The following is a 22223-nucleotide window of genomic DNA, read 5'->3' as shown; positions in this document are numbered from 1 at the left end:
ATATAATAGTTGAATAGTTTGTTGTTACCAACATCCCGCTTGCAGATAAGGAGGGGCGTTCATTTGGAATATATCGGCTATCTGACTTCGTTACGGCATGAGCCTTCCGATCCGGTAAACTATTATGCCGAATTTAATCATACACCCGTTTCTCTCAATCAACATCTGGGAGAAGAGATTGAAATTGCTTTTTTGGATGAAAAAGCTTGTTGCCATTGCGGCCGTAAAATAAAAAAGACCTACAATAATGGATATTGTTATAAATGCTTGATTCAACTGCCGGAAAACGATCTGTGTATTGTCAAACCGGAATTGTGCCACTATCATAAGGGAACATGCCGGGACAGCCGGTTTGGGGACCGTCATTGTATGCAGCCGCACATCGTTTATCTGGCTCTCAGCAGTGATGTGAAAGTGGGTATCACACGCAAAACCAATATGTTAAAGCGCTGGATTGATCAGGGAGCTGTCAGGGCAATTCCTTTTCTGGAGGTTCCCGCCCGCAAAACGGCAGGGGAAATTGAAGTTTATCTGGCCCGGTTTATCAAGGATAAAACCAACTGGCGTAAAATGTTGAAAAATGAAACCGCCGATCATGACCTTTTTCAGATCAAAGCGGACCTGCTGGATCAACTGCCGTCGGAATATAAAAAGTATCTGATTGAAGAACCTGAGTTGCACGAGTTCCGTTATCCCCATATCACCACTCCGGAAAAGATCACTTCCCTCAGTCTGGACAAACAGTCTGTCATCAAAGGGAAGTTAACGGGGATCAAGGCACAATATTTGATCCTGGACACGGGCGTATTTCATGTCAGGAAACACACGGGTTACAAGGTAGCCTTTCGTCTGTAACTTTCGCTCTCCTCTTTTCTCAGCGAAAAGGCTTTTTAAAACGAAACACCGGTTTCCAGCGCCGGCGAAATCCGGGGACAGCCGGTTTTTGTGCGATGAAGAGAATGATCCCCAGACAAAAAAGGACAAGCCACACATAAAAATGTGTCGCCAGCAAAATGCCGAAACAAATGAGGGCAATAACAGCAAGTGCAGCGGAAATCATCCGGGCCCGGGTGATGAACAGACTGAGCAAATAGCTCAAAAATGCAATGAAAACGAGGAGCGGGCTGAGTACAAATAAAGCTCCCGCCGCAACCGCGACTCCTTTCCCGCCTTGAAAAAACAGGGAATACATACTGCCGATCACCACTGCAACAGCGGCCAAAGAGGCGGCGAACCATCCCCCGGCGAACAGGGCGATCAGGACTGCACCGATTCCTTTAAAAAGGTCGATCACTACCAGGGCGAATGCTTCCTGCCGGTGAAGAGCAGAGAAAGACGGAGCCGAAAAAGCAGCACGCCGTGTGGGCAACAGCCAGCTGTGCAGCGGCAGGGCTCCGATCAGATAAGCAACTCCAATGACAACCAGGATATTCATCTGTCATCATCCCCCCTCGCGCAAGAATTGAAAAGAAAGCGACCGGATAAGATAAGGAAAAGCAGGTCAAAGGTGGAAAATCAGATGGAGTTTCAATTGATGAGCCATGAAAGTTGGATTCCCTGTGAAGTTGTTGCTGATGAAGATCAAACCCGCTTCTGGGTACGCAACGCAGATACAACCGGTGAGTTTTTTCGTACCAAAGAGGAACTGATTACCTGGATTCAATCTTATTGGGATCGGGACAAATTTCTCGTACCTGAACAATATGACGAACTCTTAAACCGCTTAACACACAGTCCGGATTGACCCTTACTTCCGTGAAAAGAAACCCAGCCCGTGCAGGATAGGCTGGGTCTTCGTCTATGATCCCGGGATTCTTCTCAGGATGAGCAGCCCGATCACGATCATCCCGCAATAACCGAAAAAGGGATAAAGGTAGCTGACCAGTGTGGGAAAGCCGATCAGAGAGAATAAATATCCAAAGATAAAGATAAGTGCCATAATCGTTTGCGGGCGAAGCGGAATTACCTGGCCCAGGTTGGCCGCCAAACCGTAAACATTTCCAATCAGAGTGGTAATGATTTCGCCCCACATGACAGTAAGAAAAAAATATTTCATGCCCGCTCCAAGAGCCTGAATAATAAACGCCATCGGAATTTCTGTATCCGTCAACTCATCCAGTTGCAGCTGCATCGCAAAATTGCTGGCCAATAGCATCAGACCCAGTCCAATTCCGCCAATCCAACCCCCTATACGAATCGTTGCCTGATCCTTCACTTCTCCCCCCAGCGGAACCAAAACCGCCTGTGACATCGCCAGGTTAAACGCGACATAAGTGAGAGCGGAAAGAAACCAGTGATTATCTTCCGCAACAGGAGGCATACTGGCATTCGAACTCCAATCTCCGCTCTGCCATCCATGGATGGCCACCAGTGAAGTAAATAAAAACATCAGCGGAACCACCAGGGAATTTACAGATAAGATCCCTTCCATCCCCCGGATAATCACCAGATAAGAAACAACCGCCGTAAAAATGACTCCAACATGAAACGAAAGTCCGATCTGCTCCTCAAACAGCGCCCCTGTCCCTGACATCATCGCCGTTGTCACACCAAACAGAATTACTCCTACAAACGCGGTCATCCACCGCCCCCACCGCTCTCCGAACAAATAGTGGTTAAATTCCTCATAGGACCTGGCATTTAACCGGTTTCCCATGATCATCATCCTCGTTCCCAACCAGGAAAACAAACCGGCACAAATGATAATACCCCAGTGGCTGTACTTTCCGAACACTGTAAAAAAATGCAATATCTCTTGCCCGGATGCAAATCCGGCTCCCACCACCGTCCCGATATAGGTAAAACCGACCCGGATGGCGAGTACCCATCTGTCTCTCAATCGCACATCCCTCCTGTCCATTCTGTTAGGACTAGTTTATGGGGGACGGGAGAAAGTTAGAACAAGTATTACAAGAGAGTGGCTGTTTGGATTTCCTCTGCTGAAAAAAGGCAAAAAAAGACCAGCGAATTTGCTGGTCAAGAATCTGGAATTTATATTTATTAAAATAGCACGGATTGGAGATTATCCTCCACCATTGAACCATCCACCGCCGTTATTACCACCGTCATCTTCGCCGCCATTACCACCATTACGGCCACCATTGCCGCCATTGTCAGCATTACCGCCATTATCGGCGTTGCCGCCATTGTCAGCATTACCGCCATTCTCTCCACCAAGAGTATCACCGCCAAGGGGATCATTGCCTCCCCGGCCGTCACCATTCGGATTGTCTCCATTGCCGGCATTATCTTCTCCGCCGTTATTCTCTTCATCCTCTTTCTTATCGGGTTTAACCGTAATTTTGATGACGTTGGAATCCACTCTGGCGTCTTGAGGGATTTTAGCCTCTGTATCGATGGCAATAATCTTGTACCTGTAGACTTTTTTCTTACCGCCGAATCCTAAGAAGCCGCCGTCTCCATCAGGAATTTCGATCTGATTGTCTACGAAAGAGGTACTGCCACCCGGCACTTCAGCATATGGTTGAAGTTCTTGCCCATCTTCACCGCGCCAGATTTCATATTTCACACGCCCGCCTTGTTGTGACCAGTTCAATTTGATCGATTTGGAACCCGGATCATAGTAGCCGTCCAGCTTCGGTTTTTCAAGCTCAAACGGCGGTTTTGGATCCGGCACACCCGGCGGTTTTTTAAAGTCTTTAGGATCTGAATCCTTCAGGGCCTCAGACATCACCTGGCTAAAGATCTTTGCTGGCATGGTCCCCCCTGTAAGGTAGGCTTTTCCTTGTTTTCCGTCAATCGTATCGTTAAATACAGAGACAGCGGTTACCATATCAGGGGTAAAGCCAACGAACATGGCGCTTTTTCCGTCATTGTTGGTACCACTCTTACCGGCAACAGGACGCCCGTCATCTAATGGTGCATATTTATGACCTGTACCATTGGGATTTTCAATAACCTCCTGTAACATACGGGTCATATACCAGGCTGTTTGTTCGCTGATCGCCTCTTTTGGATTCTTTTCGTTAATTTCTTTGTCAGGTTGTACAATATTATCTTCTGAATCGCGAACTTCAATGATCGCATGCGCTTCAACCCTTTTCCCATTGTTCGGGAACGCAGCATATGCTTCAGCCATATCCACAGTGCTTACACCATAAGTCAGTCCTCCCAGAGCAAGTGCGGCAGGCACTCCGTCTTTGGGGGTCAATGGCAATCCAAATCTTTCTGTGGCAAACTCGTATGATTTCGCCAGTGAAACTTCTTCCATCAGCAACTTAACAGTAGAAGCGTTTAATGATCTGTATACAACCTCTTTTAGCTGAACAGGGCCGTAATAACGTTTTGTGTAGTTTTGGGGGCTATAACCGCTATAGTCTACTTTTTCATCGACCACTTTTGAATACTCGTTATAACCTTTAAGTTCCACAACCGGTGCAAACACGGACAGCGGTTTAATTGTAGAACCGGGATTTTTACGCTCTAACGCCCAGTTATAACTTGCCGGTTGGAATTTGCGTCCACCGCCAATTGCGACAATGCGGCCATTTTTCGGGTTTAACATCGTTACACCCGCATTGACCAATTTCTCACCTTCATCGTTTTTAAACAGCTTGTCATTTTTCATTGCCTTGTCCACGGCTTGTTGCGCTTTCGGATTCATCGCTGTAATTATCTTATAACCATCGTTATCCAAGTCCTCATAGGATAAGCCGTAGCGGTCTTTTAACTCTTTTTGGACCAGATCTTTATACGCTGCAAATCCCTTGGGTTTTAAATACTGGCGCAGGTACTTCTCATTCACACCTAAAGGCATTTTTTGATATTTCTCTTTTTCCTCCTCTGTAATAAGAGGAGGGGTCCCTTCCGATTTGGACATCTGCAACAGGGCAACATTTCTTCGCTTTTTCGCCCTCTCTGCGCTCTTCTCCCCTCCATACGGATAATATGCGGAAGGAGCTTTGGGCATCCCTACGATCAAAGCAATCTCGTGGGGTTCTAATTTATCCTTGGTCACGTCTTTCCCAAAATAAACTTTGGAAGCCATTTGGACACCATTGATACCTGGGCCGAAGTTGATATAATTCATATAAACTTCAAGTATTTTTTCTTTGGCATCGGGTGTTTCTCTTTCCAGGTTCAGTGCCGCAGCCATTTCATTCAGTTTACGTGTATACGTTTTTTCACGGTTTTTCAACACGACATTCCCGGCGACCTGCATGGTAATCGTACTGGCACCTTCTGCTTTCCCGCCTTCAAGGATGTTTTTAAAAATGGCCCGGCCTAACCCGTACAAATCGACTCCATTATGCTCATAATAACGTGCGTCCTCAACCTTGACAAAAGCTTTGGGTAAATCAGGATTTACCTTGTTGATATCCTTTATAGAGACAATTTCCCTATTTTCATCTCCAATTTTTCCAACCAATGTTTTCCCATCTGCAGCATAAATGCTGGTTGAGAAGTCAATCTTATCGATGTTATCTAACTCGTACATGTCCGTAGTCATCATAATGGCAGAACAGCCGCCAACCGTTAATAACATGGAAGTCAACAGCACCAGGAAAAGCCATTTCCAGGTGAAAAAGCGTCTAAATCCGCTTTTCTTCTTTTTGCCCGGACCACCGGCACGTGAAGAGCGCGAGCGGGAGCCGCCTACGCGTTCACTGCGGGTACGGGGGGACATGGGACTATGCCCGCTGCGCATTCGTTCCCTGCGAAAGTTGTCCCTTTGAAAATCGGCCATAAGTTTACCTCCTGAAACGCATGTTCTCAATGGGTTAAACTTTCTTCTACTCTATCTCTACAATCCGACAACATAAAATGAATGATTGAAAATAAAATCGATGATTGCTTGATCCGGTTTGATACCTGCCCCTCTCTTCTGTGCTATATTGGTAGGGAGGTGAAAAACCATGAATGTAAAAGCTGCTCTCTTTGCGTGTAACTTAACCGGCATTCTGGGCCTGGCCGCTTCGCTTTACCTGTGGCAAGCGGCGGGTACCATCGGATTGGTCGCGGGCCTGGCTGGTTCCTGCTTCTGGTTTGGGCTGGGCTGGTACTTCCGGCGCCAGCTCAATTCGTAACCCCAAAAAAGCACTCATACATTATAACGCAAATTTTCAACCAGTTGGGTTCGTATTCAAAAAAAATATTACAGGAATATTACATAAATCTTATGCCTATTTTACATGAAAGTGAACATTTGTAAACCCCCCTGTGACGGGAACAATCGCTCCGGTAATCAAATCGGAATCAGGATGGGCCAAAAAGCGTACCACACGGGCAATATCACCGCCTGTTCCGGGCCTGCCGACCGGGTTGCGGGGGTCTTTTTTGCCCCGTGCCGCTGAGATCGGGGCTTCTTTGTACGGATCACGGATATCTCCGGGATATACCATATTGACCGTAATTCCATGCGGGGCTTCCTCTGCCGCCAGGGTGCGGGTAAAAGAAACCAGGCCCGCTTTCGCCGCAGCGTACGCAGAATAACCTTCCCAGGCCGGGGCCTGTTCCACCTCCGGAAAGCCAAACGTGATAATCCGCCCTGATCCCTGCCTGCGCATGGCCGGAATAACTTCACGTACACAGTAAAAAACACCGGAGAGATTTCCATCCAACATTTCCCGCCATTGTTGATCACTTAACGCAATTGCGGGCGTCCGTTTAAAAATAAAGGGTCCGGCCGCACAGACCAGCACATCCACTCTTTCCCAGCGGTTTAACACTTCGCGGGCCATCCGCCTGACATCCGGCAACCGGCTTACATCCCCCTGCATCACCATCACTTTTCCGCCGGCTTGTTCTATCTCCCGCTGAAGCGTCTCGGCGGCCTGCCGGCTCCGCCGGTAATTGACGGCAATCCGGTAGCCGTCCTCCGCCAATTCTCTGGCTATCACCACACCAAGCCCTCTGGCTCCTCCAACAATCCAGGCAACTGGGGACATCTACTTGTCATCCTCCGTTCATATATGAGATGCTTCTATTTTAATTCATATCGCCGCTTCAGTAAAAAAAGCCCCACATTTTCTGCGGGGCAAAACATTGTTAGATGCATATGATCCGGCATCCGGCCGGGAAAAAACAGCGAGCCACAGATAAAGCCTGCGGCTCGCTGTTTGATTAATTGCCGATATAGACAGAGCGGACCAGAGTACGGGCAAAAGCTTGTCCTTGTTTGGTTTTTCCGGTGATCTCAATGGTTACATTGTAGGTTCCGGCCTGCGTTCCTGCAGAAAGCTGTCCGGCAAAACGGCCCGGCTGCTTGCTGTCTTTCTTCAGCTCGCTTTGCAATCCGGCGGAACGAACCGGCTTACCACCCGGAGCGAGCGTTTTGATGTTTACTTTGATGGAGGAGAGATCGAAATATTTCGGATTGTGCAGCTTCACTTTTACCGGCAGGGATTTTTGTTTGCTCTTTGCCGGCAGGTCAACTGAGAAAGTATCTGATCCGGTGAAAGTGGCTGTCAGCAGATACGCATCGTCGCGCTGGCTGGTCATACTCACTTTCCAGATCCCAGCTTCGGGCCGGTTGATGCGGAAAGCCTGGATGCTGGCACCGGCAAAAAATTCGCGGTCGGTCGCAGCGAAATATTCCTTGTTCGTTTTGGAATAGCTTTTTCCGGTAGGAGAGATCAGGGTTACTTCAACATCAGGTGATTTTGTCAGAATGGTAAATACGGCTTCCGGCGATGTTGAATCAACAGCAACCTCGCGTTCCACGGCTTGATTTGCCGACAGAGATCCGCCGTGGATATATTGCTCATCAGAAGCGGGTTGAGCGGAAGCGGCAGCGGCCCCGGTATTTTTCAGGGCAGTCCCCGCTGCGGCTGCCGTGCGCAGAGTCGGTTCAATCCGGGCAAAGGAGGCGGTTCCGGTGCGAATCTGGTCGTGGTCAACATCTGTCGTAAATAAATGTTGACCATAAGGAAGTTGGGTACTCCATACATTAACCAGGCCATCATTGGAGCCATGTACCGCTAAATAGGCTCCCCCTGACCATAAAGCGGAAGGGAATGGCCCCCAGCTGGTTCCGGCCGCTGTATAATACCTGTTTTTATTTACATTGGCATGGTTGTCTGTTTGCTCGCGAAAATGGGCCATTTCACCGGTTTGCAATGAATAGGTGGCGGGGTCCTGCCTGCCGAGCAGTTCAGCCAGCCAACCGGCCCACCAGCTGTATGCCAGATCAGCAAGGTGAGAGCCATGATGCGGTGACCCAAGCGTCACCACTTTGTTGACAAAGCCATGGCCATTATAGTGGACCAGTGCGGCTTGCGTATCCGGTCCCCCTTTGCTGTGGGCAACAATGTTTACCTTCTGGCCATAATGGTTATAAATCTGTTCCAGCATTTGTACCAGTAAACGTCCGTTATCCCACTGAGTGGCCCCATCACCGCCGGCAGCATCATGCAATTGTACAAAAGCAGTGCGGTATCCGGCGTTATATGCCTTTTCATACATGTCATTCACACCGTGGTACACCGTATTGCTCCACCAATCCTGGGCTTTTCCGTGCATCCCCTGCACAAAAACAATCGGCGGCTTATTGGGGTCGTAATTGGGGGGAGTTGCTCCTTTAAACCAGGTACCCGGGGTGGTTACATTGGAAGGAGGCGGCAACGCGTTGATCTTAACATTGCCCATCGGCTGCGGAGCCGGGATTTGCTTATCGTCGGCCGCCTGTACCATTCCAATGGGGAAGATTAAAACGGCACAAAGGATGATGAGGAGTGACAGTCGCCAGTAATGTCTCATACCCATTCTCCTCTCGCTGAATATATAGAAAAGATAAAATCTTTTACCTTTTCCATTAATAAAATTCGACCTTTTCTCTTCTTTTTCCTTTTGATCTTTTATTAATGTTTTAATAAATCATAGTAAATCAAAATTCTGTCTACAGATGTCCCGATCTTTCTGTTCGGGCAAAAAAGGGTTTTAACGACAAAAAGCTGTGGTCCTGCGATGCCCACAGCTTTTTGTCGTTATCTGTTTATCACTGAAACTTTTTCAGCTGTGCAATCAGCCTTTCCATATCCTGCGGCAGCGATGACTCCCACTCTTTCCATTCCCTAAGCCTCGGATGAAACAGGCGCAGATAAGTGGCGTGTAAAGCCTGGCGGCTGATCAGGTGTTGATCTGCTTTGGTGCCATACATCTCATCCCCGATGATCGGGTGACCGATGGATGAGAGATGGATGCGGATCTGGTGGGTTCGTCCAGTTTCCAGTTCCAGGCGGACCCGTGTGGCCCTTGAGTAGCGTTCAACCACTTCAAAACGGGTGACAGCCGGAGCCCCTCCATCCCCTTCGATCACCCAGCGTATTTGCTGCTCTCTGTTGATGCCAATTTCCTTATCAATGATCCCCTGATCCTCTGCCATCCGGCCATGAACGACAGCCAGATAGGCCCTCCGGTATCTTTTTTCCGCCATCTGTGCCGCCAGATAAGCATGGGTATAGGCATGTTTCGCCACTGCCATTAAACCGGAAGTATCTTTATCCAACCGGGTAACGGGACGCACCTTATAACTTTCTCCCCTCTGTGCCCAATAGTGCATCAGCCCGTTGGCCAGTGTCCCGTCCGGATAACCGCGCGTCGGGTGGACCACTAAGCCCGGAGGCTTGTCAATGACGATAATGTCCTCATCTTCATATACCACAGCAAAGGGGATTTCCTGCGGCGGGATATGCCCGCTCTCTTCAGAGGGGAGACGGATGAAAATTTGATCCCCCCGGGAGACGCGGGCAGTAAAGTAAATGATTTCCCCATTGACCGTAACCAATCCGCTGCGCCTCAGCCTGCTCATCATCCGCCGCGAGAAGCGAAAGCGGTTTTTTAATACTTGATGCAACATCTTTCCCTCTTCCTCAGCTGTTACCTCATGGGAAAATGTTGCCGCTGTTTGCTTGATCATGGTACACCTCGATGCAAAAAATACAACCATCTGCTAGTATATCATGATCATCACAGGCCATGAACTTTTAACTTCAGTCGCTAATAAACCACGCCGGTACGCTTATGCGTTTTCGCAAAGGCTTCCGGGGACGGGTCGAAAAACTTTTCATCATATTTCTTTACAAATGAACCCTCAGGAGTGATATATCCGGCTCCCCAGGTGGGGTCCATCGTCAGCCAGCGCTCCCCTGTCCACACTTCCACCCAGGCATGCCGCTGGCCGGCTGATTCTCCTTCGACAAAGCGGGCCGGAATGTCAAGAGAACGGAGCAGAGCAATGGAGAGAAAAGCAAAGTCCTGGCAGACGCCCGATTTTTTCTGCAAGGATTTCAGTGCGCTGTCATCCCACTCAAACGAGTTATTTCTCAATTTTTCCACGTCATATTCCATCACGTTCGCGACATATTGATAAATCGCTTTTGCTTTCTCACGGTTGGTTTTTTTGCCCGCCGTGATTTCCCTGGCCAAATCCCGGATGTCAGGATGATCGGACTGCACCCCGCGCGAAGGCAGTAAATCACGCAGATCGGAAGAGGCCTTGCTCTTTACCTGAAAACTGGCCACTGTGTAGAAACGAAAATAGTCACGCTGCTCCGTCGTCACTTCGGGAACATAAACGGTTATTTGATAAGTCCCTGCACCAAAACGCAACCAAATTTCGCTGTCAAAGCGGTATTGATTCACAGGGATAAAGTAAGTTGCTTTATTCTCTCCTTTTGTTGTTTGCACGATCATGTAGTCCGTCTCTTTAGAGAATTTGGCGTCAGGATCAATCGTTCCGGCAATGCGATAAGTAAGCTCAGCCCGGTCCCCCCCGGCGATCGGCCGGGTCAAATGAACACCGCGTTCATGGTAAAGCCCGGTATACTCAACCGGTGTCCGTTCTTCGGAAGAGGTATTATCCACATAAAGGGCAGCCCCTTCAACATAGTAACCACTTCTCTTCTCGTCGGGAACCATTACTTGCAGCTCATGGACCCCTTTACCGTAAAGCAGGGGAATGGATTCTGCAAATTGGTGGTCTTTCACCGGGATCACTCTTTTCCAGACCTTCTCCCCCTTACGGAGCTGCAGCAAAACCTTTTTGGCCTGTGTTTCTTCAGCCAGACGCCCGGAAAGGGCTACACTTTTACGTTGCACTGTATAACCCGTCAACGGAGAAGAGATGACAAGCCCTGCTTTTTTTGCCGAGGTACTATAACTGATATCCCGGCGAACCGACGGATTTTCATTGGTCACCCGAAAGGAGGCAAAAGGATAATAATACTCCTCCTCTGACGCGCCGGGCATCCGTATGGTTACCTTGTATTCTCCCTTTCCGGCAAATAACTGTATCTTTTCCCGGAAATGCCCTTGTTTAATAGGAACGTAATAGTGGAAAGAAGAAGGTAAGCCTGCTTGTTGTTTGCCAGTGTAGTCAATCTGAATCCAGGCAAATTCAGACCCCAAATCTTCATACTTCCCTACTGTTCCTGAAACTTGTACCGTCCCTTCGGCAGAAAAGTTGTTATACTTCGGCGATGTCAGAGTTCCATCGATTGTTTGCGCATAGGGCTCCAGCTTGATCTTTTGCAATGAAATTTGCTGCGTAGCTGTTTCTATCGTTTCAGCGCCGGGTAATTTCTTTATGAAAGAATAGGAACCGAAAGACGTTCGGATGGATTCGCAAGAAGTAACAATCAAGCTAACGGTTAGGAAGCCGCAACCGAGAGCCAGCCATTTCCATTTCATTATTCTTCTGCCTTTCAACATGTTTCTCTCTATTCAGTATATAATTTTTTATTCCGAAGAACCAACTATTTCCTCCTACTCTATGTTCACGAAAAAGATCCTCTTTTCCTTTTATTCCTGCAAAAAAAGAGGAATTGCCTTTGTGAGACAATTCCCAACAAGATCGAACCAAAGATCAAAACCGAAAAAAGAAGTTTCTGCATGGAGTTGAAACCTTGAGAAACAATTTTTATCATACAACATTTTCACCTCCTCATGTTTTTAAAAGTTCGACAGTATTCGACATGATGAGAATCTGTTTTTCGGGGAAACCAAACTGTTTTATTTAATATTTTAAAACAAGGTATAAAATTGGATCTTCATGTCAGTTACAACTTGACTTCTCACCCAGGAAAAGTAAGATGGAATAGAAAAAGGAGGTGGCCATGATCGGACTGGAATTGAACATTCGCCGCCGCCGGAAAGAACTGAAAATGACACAGGCCCAGTTAGCGGAAGGAATTATTTCTGTCCCGTATCTCAGCCTGATTGAAAACGGAAAAGCAACACCTGGCCTGGATATTTTGGAACTGCTGGCAACCCGTTTGGACACGAGTGTCGAACAGCTGATGGGAATTACCGATCAGGGGACAATTCAAAAAGCTGAAAATTTGATGAACCAGATACAATCCGCTCTGACTCATGCCGGCTATCAAGAAGCAAAAAAGCAGATGGAAAAACTAAAATCCCTTGCTAAATATATAGCAGATCCAAAAATTTTGATGGAAATTGACCTTTTGGAAATTAACCTGTGGGTGATGATCTACCACGAAGACAAATTTGTTCCCCTGATCAAAGCCTTTGAAGCAAAATGGAGCAATTATACCGACGATCCTTCGCTTGCTGTTAAGTATTTTCGCATTAAAGGAAATATTGAATATCTGAAATCCAACTACCATCATGCCCTGGAATATTACAGGCAGGCGCTTAAGTTGCTTCCTAAAATCAGCGATGAAATTGAAAAAGGATACATATACAGCAATATCGGAAAAGCATACCTTTTACTGGCCAATCCGGCTCTCAGTATTGTTTACATGGAAAAAGCTTTACAAATCATGATGCAAAACGACCACTGGCTGGAAGTATGCAGTTACCTGAATATTATCGGCTCGGGATATAGCAGGAATAAGGAATATGATGATGCCATCCGGTATTTTGAGCGTGTCGTCCGCATTTGCAAACAGTTCCGCCTTTCTCCCAGTTTTATGTGCCAGGCCTATCACGAAATGGGAATTTGTTTTTTAAAGCTGGGCGATTACGATCTCGCGATCCACTATTTGAATCTGTCCCACCAGGTTTGCCAGGAAGGTCTCCCTCCATGGGAAGTGGGGATTATGCATAAAATTTTAGCTCTGGTTTATATCAAAAAAGGGGATTTTTCGTCAGCAGAAAGCCATATCCGTCAAGCGATGAAGCTTTGTAAAGACCACCCGCGCCAGATCGCCGAATGTTCCGTTTACCTGGGCCAGATCCGTTATGCCCAGGGAAACTTCGCCGCCTTTGAAAAGCTGTATTCGCAGGCGATCTCTATTTTTGAATCATTAAACCTTCCCGAAAAAATAGCAGGAACGGCTCATGTGCTGGGGGAGTTTTTCACCAGCCGGGGGAAGGAAAAGAAAGCTTGCCCTTTGCTTTTGAAAGCGGCCCGTCATTACAGGGAAATGATCTGCACCACTGAATTTGATGCCAGCCTGCCCGTGTTTGAAAGCCATTCCGCGCTATAGGAAAAGCCTGCCCTTTCATTTTTGCGGGCAGGTCTTTTGTGTCAATTATATGGTCGCTTTGATCGACTCAGGCAGTTGAGACAGGAATGATTCTTCGTCCAAAATTTGTATACCGAGCTTTTGTGCTTTATCCAGCTTGGAGCCTGCTTTTTCACCGGCGATGAGCAGGTCGGTTTTTTTGCTTACACTTCCGGTCACACTGGCTCCCAGGGATTCCAGCAATTGTGTTGCCTCGTTACGTGACATTTGTTCCAGTGTACCTGTAATCACAACTGTTTTTCCGGCAAACGGATTGTCTGCCGCAGCAGGTTCCGTTTCCTCCGGGCCGGCTCCCCTGTACTCCATATTGACACCGGCTTCCTTCAGGCGTTCAATCGTTTCCCGCACTTCAGGCTTCTTCATGTAGGTAACGATGCTGGCAGCCATTTTGGGGCCGATTTCATCGAGGGCAACCAGTTCTTCTTCAGTTGCGTCCAGAATCGCATCCAGCTTTTTGAAATGCCGGGCGAGGATTTTAGCTGCTTTTTCCCCCACAAACCGGATTCCGAGCCCAAAGAGAAGCCGTTCCAAAGAATTTTCTTTGCTGGTTTCGATGGCCCGAAGCAAATTGTTGACCGACTTTTCACCCATGCGTTCCAAAGAGAGAAGCTCTTCTTTGTTCAGGTAATAGAGGTCGGCAACCCCGCGGACAAGCCCGTGCTCAAACAGTTGGGTCACCACTTTTTCTCCCAGGCCTTCGATGTTCATAGCGCCGCGGGAAACGAAGTGAATAATCCCCTCCCGTGTTTGAGCCGGGCATTCCGGATTGATGCAGCGAAGAGCAACTTCTCCTTCCAGACGGACAAGCTTGCTGTTACACTCCGGACAGTATTCAGGCATTTGAAAAGGGCGTTCCTGTCCGGTGCGCTGATTGGGAAGAACGGCAACCACTTCCGGGATGATGTCTCCCGCTTTTTTAACAATCACGTGGTCCCCGAGCATGATCCCTTTTTCGCGGATTATATCCTCGTTGTGCAAAGAAGCCCGTTTTACCGTGGTCCCCGCCAGCGTAACCGGTTCTAAAAGGGCTGTCGGGGTGACCACACCAGTCCGTCCGACATTCAGTGAGATATCATGGAGAATCGTTGCCGCCTCTTCTGCCGGAAACTTATACGCCACCGCCCAGCGCGGGCTTTTCGCAGTTGTTCCCATCTGTTCCCTCAGAGCCAGATCATCCACTTTAATCACAATCCCGTCAATTTCATACCCGAGATTGGGCCGGCGCTCCCGCCAGTGGTTGATATACTCCAGGATTTCTTCCATACTGTCAACCGTTCTGCGTTCAGGATTCACTTTCAGCCCCAGCCCGGACAAAAAGTCAAGAGCCCCGGTATGGGTGGTAAAAGGCTGCTCTTCCTCCATCCCGCCAATCCCGTAGATAAAAATATCCAGCGTCCTTTCTGCCGCCAATTTGGGGTCCAGTTGCCGGAGTGAACCGGCACCGGCATTGCGGGGGTTGGCAAAAAGAGGTTCACCTTTTTGTTCTCTTTCTGCATTGAGGCGTTCAAACGCTTTTTTTGGCATAAAGGCTTCGCCGCGCACTTCGATGGTCACTGGCTGTGTTAAACGAAGCGGCAACGAGCGGATGGTCTTTAAATTTTGCGTAATATCTTCTCCCGTTGTACCATCCCCGCGTGTCGCCCCCCGCACGAAACTCCCATTCTCATAAAGCAGGGATACCGCCAGCCCGTCTATTTTCAGCTCACATACATATTTGACAGGTTCCCCGTTGGCCGCTTTACGGACCCGCTGGTCAAATTCACGCAGGTCTTCTTCATTAAAAGCATTGCCCAGGCTTAACATGGGAATGCGATGTTCCACTTTTTCAAAAAAAGGCAGAGGTTCGCCGCCGACCCGCTGTGTCGGGGAATCAGGAGTGACCAGCTCCGGAAACTGGTCTTCCAGCTGAATCAGTTCCTTCATCATCCGGTCATACTCCGCATCGGAAATAGACGGATCATCCAGAACATGGTAGCGGTAGTTATGTTCGTTTAACAGTTGGCGGAGCTCTTCCGCCCGTTTTTTCGCTTCTTCTGACTTCAAACCGTTCATCCTCCCTGAGGGTCAAATGACACTTAAAATGATCCGGTTACTTTTTCTGTGTGTAACTAAGGGGGAAGGCAGAATTCTGCTTTCCCGACATGATTCACACTTTCACTCCGGGGTTGTGCCACCCAATCATTTCTGTAAAGGAGCTGATGATTGCAAAGGGGACCGCCTTTAATCTCTTATCATACAGCCGGTTACACTTTTTTAATCGGGGCAAATCTGGCGAGCAGCTTTTTCACGCCGACTGGTGCCGGAAATGCGATGTTTAACTCCAGATCTTCTGCTGCTCCGTGAACCTGGACCACGGTTCCGATGCCCCATTTTCTGTGTTCTGCTTTGTCCCCGACCGACCAGTCTGTCTCCATATGGGGCTGCGGGCGTACAACCGTACGTTTTTGTGCATTTGAGGGGGCGGCTGTGCCTGTGTTTATTCTTCCGGCAACTTCGAGCAGTTCTGCAGGAATTTCTGTCAAAAAACGGGAAGGCGGGTTGGCGCTTGTCTGCCCAAAAATCGTGCGGGAACGGGCCCTTGACAGATGCAGGCACTTTTCGGCGCGGGTGATGCCCACATAAGCCAGGCGCCGTTCTTCTTCCATCTCCGAATCGTCATCAAGAGAGCGCATATGGGGAAAAATCCCTTCTTCCATTCCCACCAGAAAAACATGCGGGAACTCCAATCCTTTCGCGCTGTGCAGGGTCATCAGTGCCACCGCGTCACCGGGCTGGTCCTCAGCGGGTTGATCAAGCGTATCAATATCGGAGATCAACGCAAGGTCGGTCAAAAAAGCGATCAGTGATTTGTCTTCGTTTCGTTGTTCAAACTCTTGTGCCACTGACATAAATTCATCAATATTTTCCAGCCGCCCTGCTGCCTCCAGCGTATTTTCTTTCTTCAGTTCCTCGCGGTAGCCGCTTCTGTTTAAAATCTCCTCGGTCAATTCAACGGCTGACAAATACTCAGCCATGGCATGCATTTGCTGAATCAATTGCACAAATTCCCCGAGCGGTTTGACTGCCCGTTTCGTCAACCCGATTTCTTCCACTTCCAGAAGAGCATTAAACAGGGACAATCCCTGGGCCGTGGCATGCCCTCTGATCTTCTCCAACGTTGCGGCACCGATCCCCCGGCGCGGAACGTTGATCACCCGTTGCAAACTCAGGTCATCATGCGGATTGACGATCAGGCGGAGATATGCTAGTACATCTTTAATCTCCTTACGCTCATAGAATTTGATTCCGCCGACGACGGTGTAAGGAATGTTCGCTTTTAACATCACGTCCTCAATCACACGGGACTGGGCGTTGGTACGGTATAAAACGGCATAATCACTAAAGCGGGTCCCTTGCCGATTCCCCTGTGTGATTGTATCAGCTACGTAATAAGCCTCTTCGTGTTCATTCCCCGCCTCCACCAGCCGGATCGGGGCTCCATCCTCATTGTCTGTCCATAAATTTTTCGGTTTCCGCTCTGTATTGTGAGCGATAAGATGATTGGCCGCCTCTAAAATCTTTTTGGTGGAACGGTAGTTTTGCTCCAGTTTAATCAATTTAGCCTGTGGAAAATCACGTTCAAAGTTTAAGATATTGCTGATATCGGCGCCGCGGAAGCGGTAGATGGACTGGTCGGCGTCCCCCACCACACAAATATTTTGATGATGTTCTGCCATTAACTTGACCAGTACATACTGCACATGGTTGGTATCCTGATACTCATCAACATGGATATACTGAAATTTTCGCTGATAATATTCTTTTACTTCAGGTACTTGTTCAAACAGAAGGACGGTTTGCATCAACAGGTCATCAAAGTCCAGGGACTCATTGTTGCGCAGTTTATGCTGATATTTTTCGTAGACCTGCGCCGCTACCCCGTCCAGCAGATGCTTGGCCTTTGTCTGCATCTGCCCCGGCCCTTGCAGGGCATTTTTCGCCTGGCTGATCTTATTTAAGATGGACCGCGGTTCAAACTTTTTAGGATCTAAATTCTCTTCCTTTAATATCTGTTTGATCACTGTCAACTGATCCGAAGTATCCAGAATCGTAAAATTGCGCGAGTAACCGATCCGGTCAATATCCCGCCGCAAAATGCGCACACACATCGAGTGGAAAGTGGAGATCCAGATCTCTTCCGCTGCCGGCCCCACAAGGGAGATAATCCGCTCTTTCATTTCCCTGGCTGCTTTGTTTGTAAAAGTAATCGCCAGAATATTCCATGGCAGGATTTTCTTTTCCGCCAGCAGGTAAGCAACCCGATGCGTGAGAACACGTGTCTTTCCGCTGCCTGCTCCGGCCACAATCTGTACAGGTCCCTCCGTCATTTCCACTGCTTGCCGTTGAACGGGGTTTAACCCTGTAAGCAACTGCTGACCCGACAAAATCGGTTGATTTATCACTTTTACCACCGCCTCCAATCAAATGCTTCCGACTCGTTTCGTCTCCTTCACCCAGCGGACTGTCCTCAGTGCCATTTCCACATGAGTGTAAATCACATTTCCAACTACTACTGTATCCGCCCACTCGGCCATCATTTTGGCCTGCTCTTCCGATCGGATGCCCCCTCCGTAGAAAAGGCGAGTGTTTTTCAACCCTTTTCTCGCTGCTTTGACCATCTCCACATCCCCGAATTTGCCGCTGTACTCCATATAAAAGACAGGCATCCGGTACAAATGTTCGGCGATGCGGGCATATGCCGTCACATCTTCCGGGTCCAACTCTGTCCGGGATCGGGTCAGTCGGCTGACTTTTGCCTCCGGATTTAAGATCACATAACCCTGAAAAACAATATGCTCCCAGGGTGCAAACTCTCCATACTTCTTAAGGGCTTCATGATGCGCTCCATGAATCCAATAAGCATTGTCCGTATTTAAAACAGAAGGGATTAAATAGCCGTCAAAACCGGGAACAATTGCAGAAGCAGTAGAAATTTCCTGTACACAGGTGATGGGAAACTTTTTAAGACGTTGAAATAATTCCCAAGTATTTTTAAAGGTGACATTATCTGTCCCACCGACAACGATTGCATCTGTACCTGATTCACAAATCTTCTGTAGTGCCAAATCGGACAATTTCCGGTCCGGGTCCAGTTTAAAAATATGTCGCCATGTGGCTGCCAGTTTATGTAGCATCAATCAGTCCCTCCGCCCATAAAAAACCTATAAATTTAATTATACACGACAGCCCCGACAAAAAGAAAACCCCGCATCCTTTAGCGGGGTTACTTCACATCCTCGGCGATCCGTTCCAAAACCAATTTATAGCCGTCCGTTCCGTAATGAAGGCACCTTTTCACTCTGGAAATGGTTGCCGTACTGGCTCCCGTTTCTGATTCAATCTGGTTATAGGTACATCCTTCCTGGAGCATTCGGGCTACTTCCAGCCGCTGGGCGAGGGATTTAATTTCTCCCACTGTGCACAGGTCGTCAAAAAACTGGTAACATTCTTCCATCGTTTCCAATTTTAAAATCGCAGCAAAAAGCTGTTCTACTTCCTTCTGGTTTAGTTTGTTCAGTTGCATCCGCGCATCCTGCTACTGTAAGATGCAGAGAAATATCTTGCAGCAACCAATTGCCGCTGCAAACGCTCGCATTGTTAAGCCTGAGCCGGGTAATCCTGTCGCCAAATTGATTCCCGGCCGCTGCCGGTATAAGGGAATGAATGAAAGAAGACAGATAGGTCTGGAATTGACATTAACATGCGGGGATATTTTTCTGCAAGTAACAGGTATTCACCTCCTTCTCGCCGGGAGGAAAGCCCTTTCATCCTTTTCACGCATTAGTTTCGACACAGTGGTTGAAAAATCCTTTTTACTGAAAAGAAACCCGACCGGTTTCCGGCAACACATTCACCCAGGTTTTCCCCGGTAACATGGGAACTTCTTTCCCGCCGGCAAAGGGAATGATCCAGCCGTCGCGGTATCTCCATTCGATCGAAAGCGCCTTCCCCTGTTGGAACAGATATCCTCTCCCTGATGCTTTCACTGCAACAGTTCGATGCCCGACCGAATCGACAATCTGATGTTTGGCAAACACCACCAACACGTTTTGCATGGATAAGGGCTGTTTCGTCTCCCGATCCACTTGCCGTACCCCTTCAGTATAACGAATATAAGACTTGCTGGCACTATCATATTCATATCCGGCTTTATACAGGGGATGATAGTCAAGATCAATGCGCCCCGCGCTTTCTCTTTGCCCGGTCTCTGCTGTTTTGGAAAATTGGTAGGCCTTTTTGACAGGAAGAGACTGATACCCCTGCTCCCTCACTGCCTCATAAAGCCGCTCCAAATCAGTATATAAATTGTGTGGAGGCTTACGAAAGCTGACGCGGGAAAAATAGCGGGCATCCTCATGAATCCCGTCCAGACCGGGAATATTTTCCTGCTCGATACGGGCCAGGGCATCCTTCGCTCCGCCGGCATGTGCCACTACCGCATCAGCCCCTTCCGCCAGATCCAGATAATAGTTCCTTACGCTGCGCACCGGCCCTACCTTCCCCCCGGTCTGGCTGTGATAAAAAGCGGCAAAGCGGGTGATTTCTCCTTCTGCCAGAATCTCCACAACGATATCCGCACGGTCAAGCCCTGTTTGCGGGCGGGCGTTGCGGTGATTATTCAGCATCACCATCAGCACCGGATGTTCCGCTCCCCCGGTCGTGAGCCCGGTCAACGGATCTATTTTGTTTACTGCCTTTTTCTTCTCCCCGCTCTGATTTTCATTTTTGCCGGAAGGGCCGGGTACCGAACACGCCGCAAGTGCAAAAATAAGCAATCCATATACCAGCCATCTGCCTGCATTCTTCATCTTTTTCACTCCCTGGCCTCCCTGAATCGGTTCCAATCAGTTTTTCTACAGGTTAAATATACCATATATAGAAGGGAAAATTCTAATAATTTCCGCCAAACCGATGACTTCAACTGCTAAAGATTGGTACAATAACAACAAACCAAGTTGAGCCAAACTGATTGGGAGGCGATTTACATGGCAATATTCGTGGAAACACGGGGCCTTGAAGAACACCAGCATCCTTTCTATATCATCCGCTATGTTGTTAAACAGGATGAAAAGGAATTGTTCACCAGTGTCGCCCGTTATGTTCACACCAATGAAGATGAAGGCAAAGTTCAATTTCTTGAACCTGATTTGAAAAAGATTCAAAAATTGCCCAACAGCATTGAACAGATCAATGAAGTGGAACGGGTCGTCAAAGAAGAGGGAAAACGCCTCGTTCATGAATTAAAGAAGTAAACACAACCACTGCCTCTTTTTTAAAATGGGGTGGTGGTTTTTACTTGCTGAAGGTTTTTGGCACCAAAGAGATGACCGCCTTCTCCCTTGAAATCCATGGTCAAGTTCCTCTTTATTGGGTTGTGAATATATTACAGTGAAAGCGGAGAGGAGGTATTCGTACATGATCAATTACGAGGGGCGGCTGGCATGGCACGAAACCCTGGAATTACATGAGCTGGTCGCTTTTCAATCAAGCAGCCTGATTCAATTAAAACGAACGATTCGCAGCATTGAAGATCCGGAACTTCGCTCGATTTACAGGCAGAGCATCCGGACACTGGAGAAAAATATATCTGAATTGTTGCGTTTCTATCCTTCCGCCCCTTCCGTTTCACACTCAGACTCGTATGAGGAGCAGGAAAACATCCGCTTCGCCGGCACCCTGCTCGGCATGACAAAATCCCTGATCAGAAACTATGCTCTGGCGATCACCGAGACTGCCACACCGGCCCTCAGGGATACCTTCACCAGACAACTGAACAGGTCCATCCCCCTGCACGCACAAGCCTTTAATTATCTGTATAGAAAAGGAGCCTATCCGGCCTACAATTTAGAGGAGCTGTTGGCCAATGACCGCCGAAGCGCGGCCCAGGCGTTAAGAATCAGATATGATTGATCACTTCCTGGTAACGGGAAGTTTTTTTGTATAAACCGGAAAAATGAGGGCAGGGTATAAACAGATATAAAAATCCTCTAGTGATACAAGGAGATGATCAAGTTATGCCAGCACAACTCGGTGCCCATGAAATCATGGAAATGCATGAGGTCCTGACTGACACCATTGACGGAATTAATCAATTTGAGTTATACCGTCCCCATGTCACAGACCCGCAACTCGGCACAATCCTGGATAATCAAATTCAATATATGATCCAGGAGTATAACCAGATGGTTGCAGCCGTCAACCAAAAAATGCAGGGTCAAACGATCCCTACCAGACAATTCAGGCAAAGGCCGATCTCTACTCCGTCCTACGGCTTAAACAACCCGACTCCTGAGAGACCCAACGCTTCCATCCAGGAAATGGATGACCGCGATGTGGCCTCGGGAATGCTCGGATGTGCCAAATCATCAGCAACTCTGCGCATGCATGCTGCCCTGGAATGCGCTGATCCGCAACTCCGCCGCATGCTCACCCAGGGTGCTGTCTCCTGTGCAGAACAAGCCTATGAAACATTCCAATATATGAATCAGAAAGGCTATTATCAAGTTCCGACCATGCAAACCAATACAACCAGCACCATGATGAGTATGTATCAACCCACCTATGGCACTTCGCCACAAATCCAGTAAAAGGGTTTTCTTTTCAACCGGGGGCTGTCCCAAAAGGATGGGATATCCCCGAGCTTTTTTGTAGTTTTTTTGAGAAAGATCAAAAAAGAAATCGCCCCGTTGTAGTAAAATGAATGTACCACTAAACATTTACTAAAGGGGCGAT

General features: G+C 48.1%; 19 protein-coding genes. 6 read left to right on the top strand and 13 right to left on the bottom strand.

Going from position 1 to position 22223, the window contains the following annotated elements; translation table 11 throughout:
* The first annotated feature begins 63 nt into the window (after nucleotides 1-63).
* On the top strand, nucleotides 64-855 hold the full coding sequence (locus tag I8U27_RS10680) for a DUF2797 domain-containing protein (RefSeq protein WP_181752054.1): 792 nt from the start codon (nucleotides 64-66) through the stop codon (nucleotides 853-855).
* Between the two features lie 19 nt (nucleotides 856-874).
* On the opposite strand, the gene I8U27_RS10675 is transcribed toward I8U27_RS10680, so the two are convergent.
* Nucleotides 875-1435: a glycerol-3-phosphate acyltransferase gene (locus tag I8U27_RS10675; protein ID WP_181752053.1), complete on the bottom strand. Its 561-nt coding sequence runs from the start codon at nucleotides 1433-1435 to the stop codon at nucleotides 875-877.
* Nucleotides 1436-1519: 84 nt separating this feature from the next.
* On the opposite strand from I8U27_RS10675, the gene I8U27_RS10670 reads away from it, so the two are divergent.
* The gene (locus I8U27_RS10670; protein WP_181752052.1) at nucleotides 1520-1744 is read left to right on the top strand and encodes a hypothetical protein; all 225 of its coding nucleotides are present in this window, start codon (nucleotides 1520-1522) and stop codon (nucleotides 1742-1744) included.
* A gap of 54 nt (nucleotides 1745-1798) precedes the next feature.
* Here I8U27_RS10670 and I8U27_RS10665 read toward each other — a convergent pair whose 3' ends face one another.
* The 7 genes from I8U27_RS10665 to I8U27_RS10635 all read right to left on the bottom strand — a co-directional run bounded on the left by I8U27_RS10665 (nucleotide 1799) and on the right by I8U27_RS10635 (nucleotide 11649).
* A complete protein-coding gene (locus I8U27_RS10665) occupies nucleotides 1799-2839 on the bottom strand; it encodes a YkvI family membrane protein (RefSeq protein WP_181752051.1) in 1041 nt (346 codons plus the stop codon).
* A gap of 183 nt (nucleotides 2840-3022) precedes the next feature.
* Nucleotides 3023-5707 (bottom strand): transglycosylase domain-containing protein, encoded by a 2685-nt coding sequence (locus I8U27_RS10660; RefSeq protein WP_181752050.1) that lies wholly within the window; start codon nucleotides 5705-5707, stop codon nucleotides 3023-3025.
* Nucleotides 5708-5909: 202 nt separating this feature from the next.
* The gene (locus tag I8U27_RS10655; protein ID WP_181752049.1) at nucleotides 5910-6053 is read right to left on the bottom strand and encodes a hypothetical protein; all 144 of its coding nucleotides are present in this window, start codon (nucleotides 6051-6053) and stop codon (nucleotides 5910-5912) included.
* Nucleotides 6054-6143: 90 nt separating this feature from the next.
* Nucleotides 6144-6908, bottom strand: coding sequence for an SDR family oxidoreductase (locus I8U27_RS10650; protein ID WP_181752048.1), 765 nt, complete (start codon nucleotides 6906-6908; stop codon nucleotides 6144-6146).
* Nucleotides 6909-7083: 175 nt separating this feature from the next.
* On the bottom strand, nucleotides 7084-8718 hold the full coding sequence (locus I8U27_RS10645; RefSeq protein WP_181752047.1) for a PGAP1-like alpha/beta domain-containing protein: 1635 nt from the start codon (nucleotides 8716-8718) through the stop codon (nucleotides 7084-7086).
* Nucleotides 8719-8956: 238 nt separating this feature from the next.
* Nucleotides 8957-9877 (bottom strand): RluA family pseudouridine synthase, encoded by a 921-nt coding sequence (locus tag I8U27_RS10640; RefSeq protein ID WP_181752046.1) that lies wholly within the window; start codon nucleotides 9875-9877, stop codon nucleotides 8957-8959.
* An 80-nt stretch (nucleotides 9878-9957) separates the two neighbouring features.
* The gene (locus I8U27_RS10635; RefSeq protein WP_181752045.1) at nucleotides 9958-11649 is read right to left on the bottom strand and encodes a transglutaminase-like domain-containing protein; all 1692 of its coding nucleotides are present in this window, start codon (nucleotides 11647-11649) and stop codon (nucleotides 9958-9960) included.
* A 425-nt stretch (nucleotides 11650-12074) separates the two neighbouring features.
* Here I8U27_RS10635 and I8U27_RS10630 point away from each other — a divergent pair, with 425 nt between their 5' ends.
* Nucleotides 12075-13412, top strand: a complete 1338-nt coding sequence (locus I8U27_RS10630) for a helix-turn-helix domain-containing protein (RefSeq protein WP_181752044.1) — start codon at nucleotides 12075-12077, stop codon at nucleotides 13410-13412.
* A 45-nt stretch (nucleotides 13413-13457) separates the two neighbouring features.
* Here I8U27_RS10630 and ligA read toward each other — a convergent pair whose 3' ends face one another.
* From ligA to I8U27_RS10605, 5 genes are all read right to left on the bottom strand, one after another.
* A complete protein-coding gene (gene ligA / locus I8U27_RS10625) occupies nucleotides 13458-15503 on the bottom strand; it encodes an NAD-dependent DNA ligase LigA (protein WP_232345368.1) in 2046 nt (681 codons plus the stop codon).
* 191 nt (nucleotides 15504-15694) lie between these two features.
* Nucleotides 15695-17893: a DNA helicase PcrA gene (gene pcrA / locus I8U27_RS10620; protein WP_309506132.1), complete on the bottom strand. Its 2199-nt coding sequence runs from the start codon at nucleotides 17891-17893 to the stop codon at nucleotides 15695-15697.
* A gap of 18 nt (nucleotides 17894-17911) precedes the next feature.
* The gene (gene pcrB, locus I8U27_RS10615) at nucleotides 17912-18625 is read right to left on the bottom strand and encodes a heptaprenylglyceryl phosphate synthase (RefSeq protein WP_181752042.1); all 714 of its coding nucleotides are present in this window, start codon (nucleotides 18623-18625) and stop codon (nucleotides 17912-17914) included.
* Between the two features lie 89 nt (nucleotides 18626-18714).
* Complete coding sequence (locus I8U27_RS10610) at nucleotides 18715-19014, bottom strand: YerC/YecD family TrpR-related protein (RefSeq protein WP_181752041.1); 300 nt, start codon at nucleotides 19012-19014, stop codon at nucleotides 18715-18717.
* Nucleotides 19015-19303: 289 nt separating this feature from the next.
* The gene (locus tag I8U27_RS10605) at nucleotides 19304-20299 is read right to left on the bottom strand and encodes a DUF3048 domain-containing protein (protein ID WP_232345386.1); all 996 of its coding nucleotides are present in this window, start codon (nucleotides 20297-20299) and stop codon (nucleotides 19304-19306) included.
* Between the two features lie 177 nt (nucleotides 20300-20476).
* On the opposite strand from I8U27_RS10605, the gene I8U27_RS10600 reads away from it, so the two are divergent.
* From I8U27_RS10600 to I8U27_RS10590, 3 genes are all read left to right on the top strand, one after another.
* Nucleotides 20477-20743 carry a hypothetical protein gene (locus I8U27_RS10600; protein WP_181752039.1) on the top strand — a complete coding sequence of 89 codons (267 nt, stop codon included), beginning with the start codon at nucleotides 20477-20479 and terminating at the stop codon, nucleotides 20741-20743.
* Nucleotides 20744-20909: 166 nt separating this feature from the next.
* Entirely contained in the window at nucleotides 20910-21401 is a 492-nt protein-coding gene (locus I8U27_RS10595) for a spore coat protein (protein ID WP_181752154.1), read from the top strand.
* 104 nt (nucleotides 21402-21505) lie between these two features.
* The gene (locus I8U27_RS10590; protein WP_181752038.1) at nucleotides 21506-22078 is read left to right on the top strand and encodes a spore coat protein; all 573 of its coding nucleotides are present in this window, start codon (nucleotides 21506-21508) and stop codon (nucleotides 22076-22078) included.
* Nucleotides 22079-22223 lie beyond the last annotated feature (145 nt).

This window comes from Paenactinomyces guangxiensis (assembly GCF_016055185.1).
GTDB lineage: Bacteria > Bacillota > Bacilli > Thermoactinomycetales > Thermoactinomycetaceae > Paenactinomyces > Paenactinomyces guangxiensis.
The sequence above is the reverse complement of the archived record's forward strand: the minus strand, read 5'-3'. Positions and strand labels throughout refer to the sequence as shown.

Excerpts from the sequence above, each read along its gene's own strand:
- I8U27_RS10675 (WP_181752053.1), bottom strand. The coding sequence starts at position 1,435 with ATGAATATCCTGGTTGTCATTGGAGTTGCTTATCTGATCGGAGCCCTG.
- I8U27_RS10670 (WP_181752052.1), top strand. The coding sequence starts at position 1,520 with ATGGAGTTTCAATTGATGAGCCATGAAAGTTGGATTCCCTGTGAAGTT.
- I8U27_RS10660 (WP_181752050.1), bottom strand. The coding sequence starts at position 5,707 with ATGGCCGATTTTCAAAGGGACAACTTTCGCAGGGAACGAATGCGCAGC.
- I8U27_RS10650 (WP_181752048.1), bottom strand. The coding sequence starts at position 6,908 with ATGTCCCCAGTTGCCTGGATTGTTGGAGGAGCCAGAGGGCTTGGTGTG.
- I8U27_RS10645 (WP_181752047.1), bottom strand. The coding sequence starts at position 8,718 with ATGAGACATTACTGGCGACTGTCACTCCTCATCATCCTTTGTGCCGTT.
- I8U27_RS10640 (WP_181752046.1), bottom strand. The coding sequence starts at position 9,877 with ATGATCAAGCAAACAGCGGCAACATTTTCCCATGAGGTAACAGCTGAG.
- I8U27_RS10635 (WP_181752045.1), bottom strand. The coding sequence starts at position 11,649 with ATGAAATGGAAATGGCTGGCTCTCGGTTGCGGCTTCCTAACCGTTAGC.
- I8U27_RS10630 (WP_181752044.1), top strand. The coding sequence starts at position 12,075 with ATGATCGGACTGGAATTGAACATTCGCCGCCGCCGGAAAGAACTGAAA.
- ligA (WP_232345368.1), bottom strand. The coding sequence starts at position 15,503 with ATGAACGGTTTGAAGTCAGAAGAAGCGAAAAAACGGGCGGAAGAGCTC.
- pcrB (WP_181752042.1), bottom strand. The coding sequence starts at position 18,625 with ATGCTACATAAACTGGCAGCCACATGGCGACATATTTTTAAACTGGAC.
- I8U27_RS10610 (WP_181752041.1), bottom strand. The coding sequence starts at position 19,014 with ATGCAACTGAACAAACTAAACCAGAAGGAAGTAGAACAGCTTTTTGCT.
- I8U27_RS10605 (WP_232345386.1), bottom strand. The coding sequence starts at position 20,299 with ATGAAGAATGCAGGCAGATGGCTGGTATATGGATTGCTTATTTTTGCA.
- I8U27_RS10600 (WP_181752039.1), top strand. The coding sequence starts at position 20,477 with ATGGCAATATTCGTGGAAACACGGGGCCTTGAAGAACACCAGCATCCT.
- I8U27_RS10590 (WP_181752038.1), top strand. The coding sequence starts at position 21,506 with ATGCCAGCACAACTCGGTGCCCATGAAATCATGGAAATGCATGAGGTC.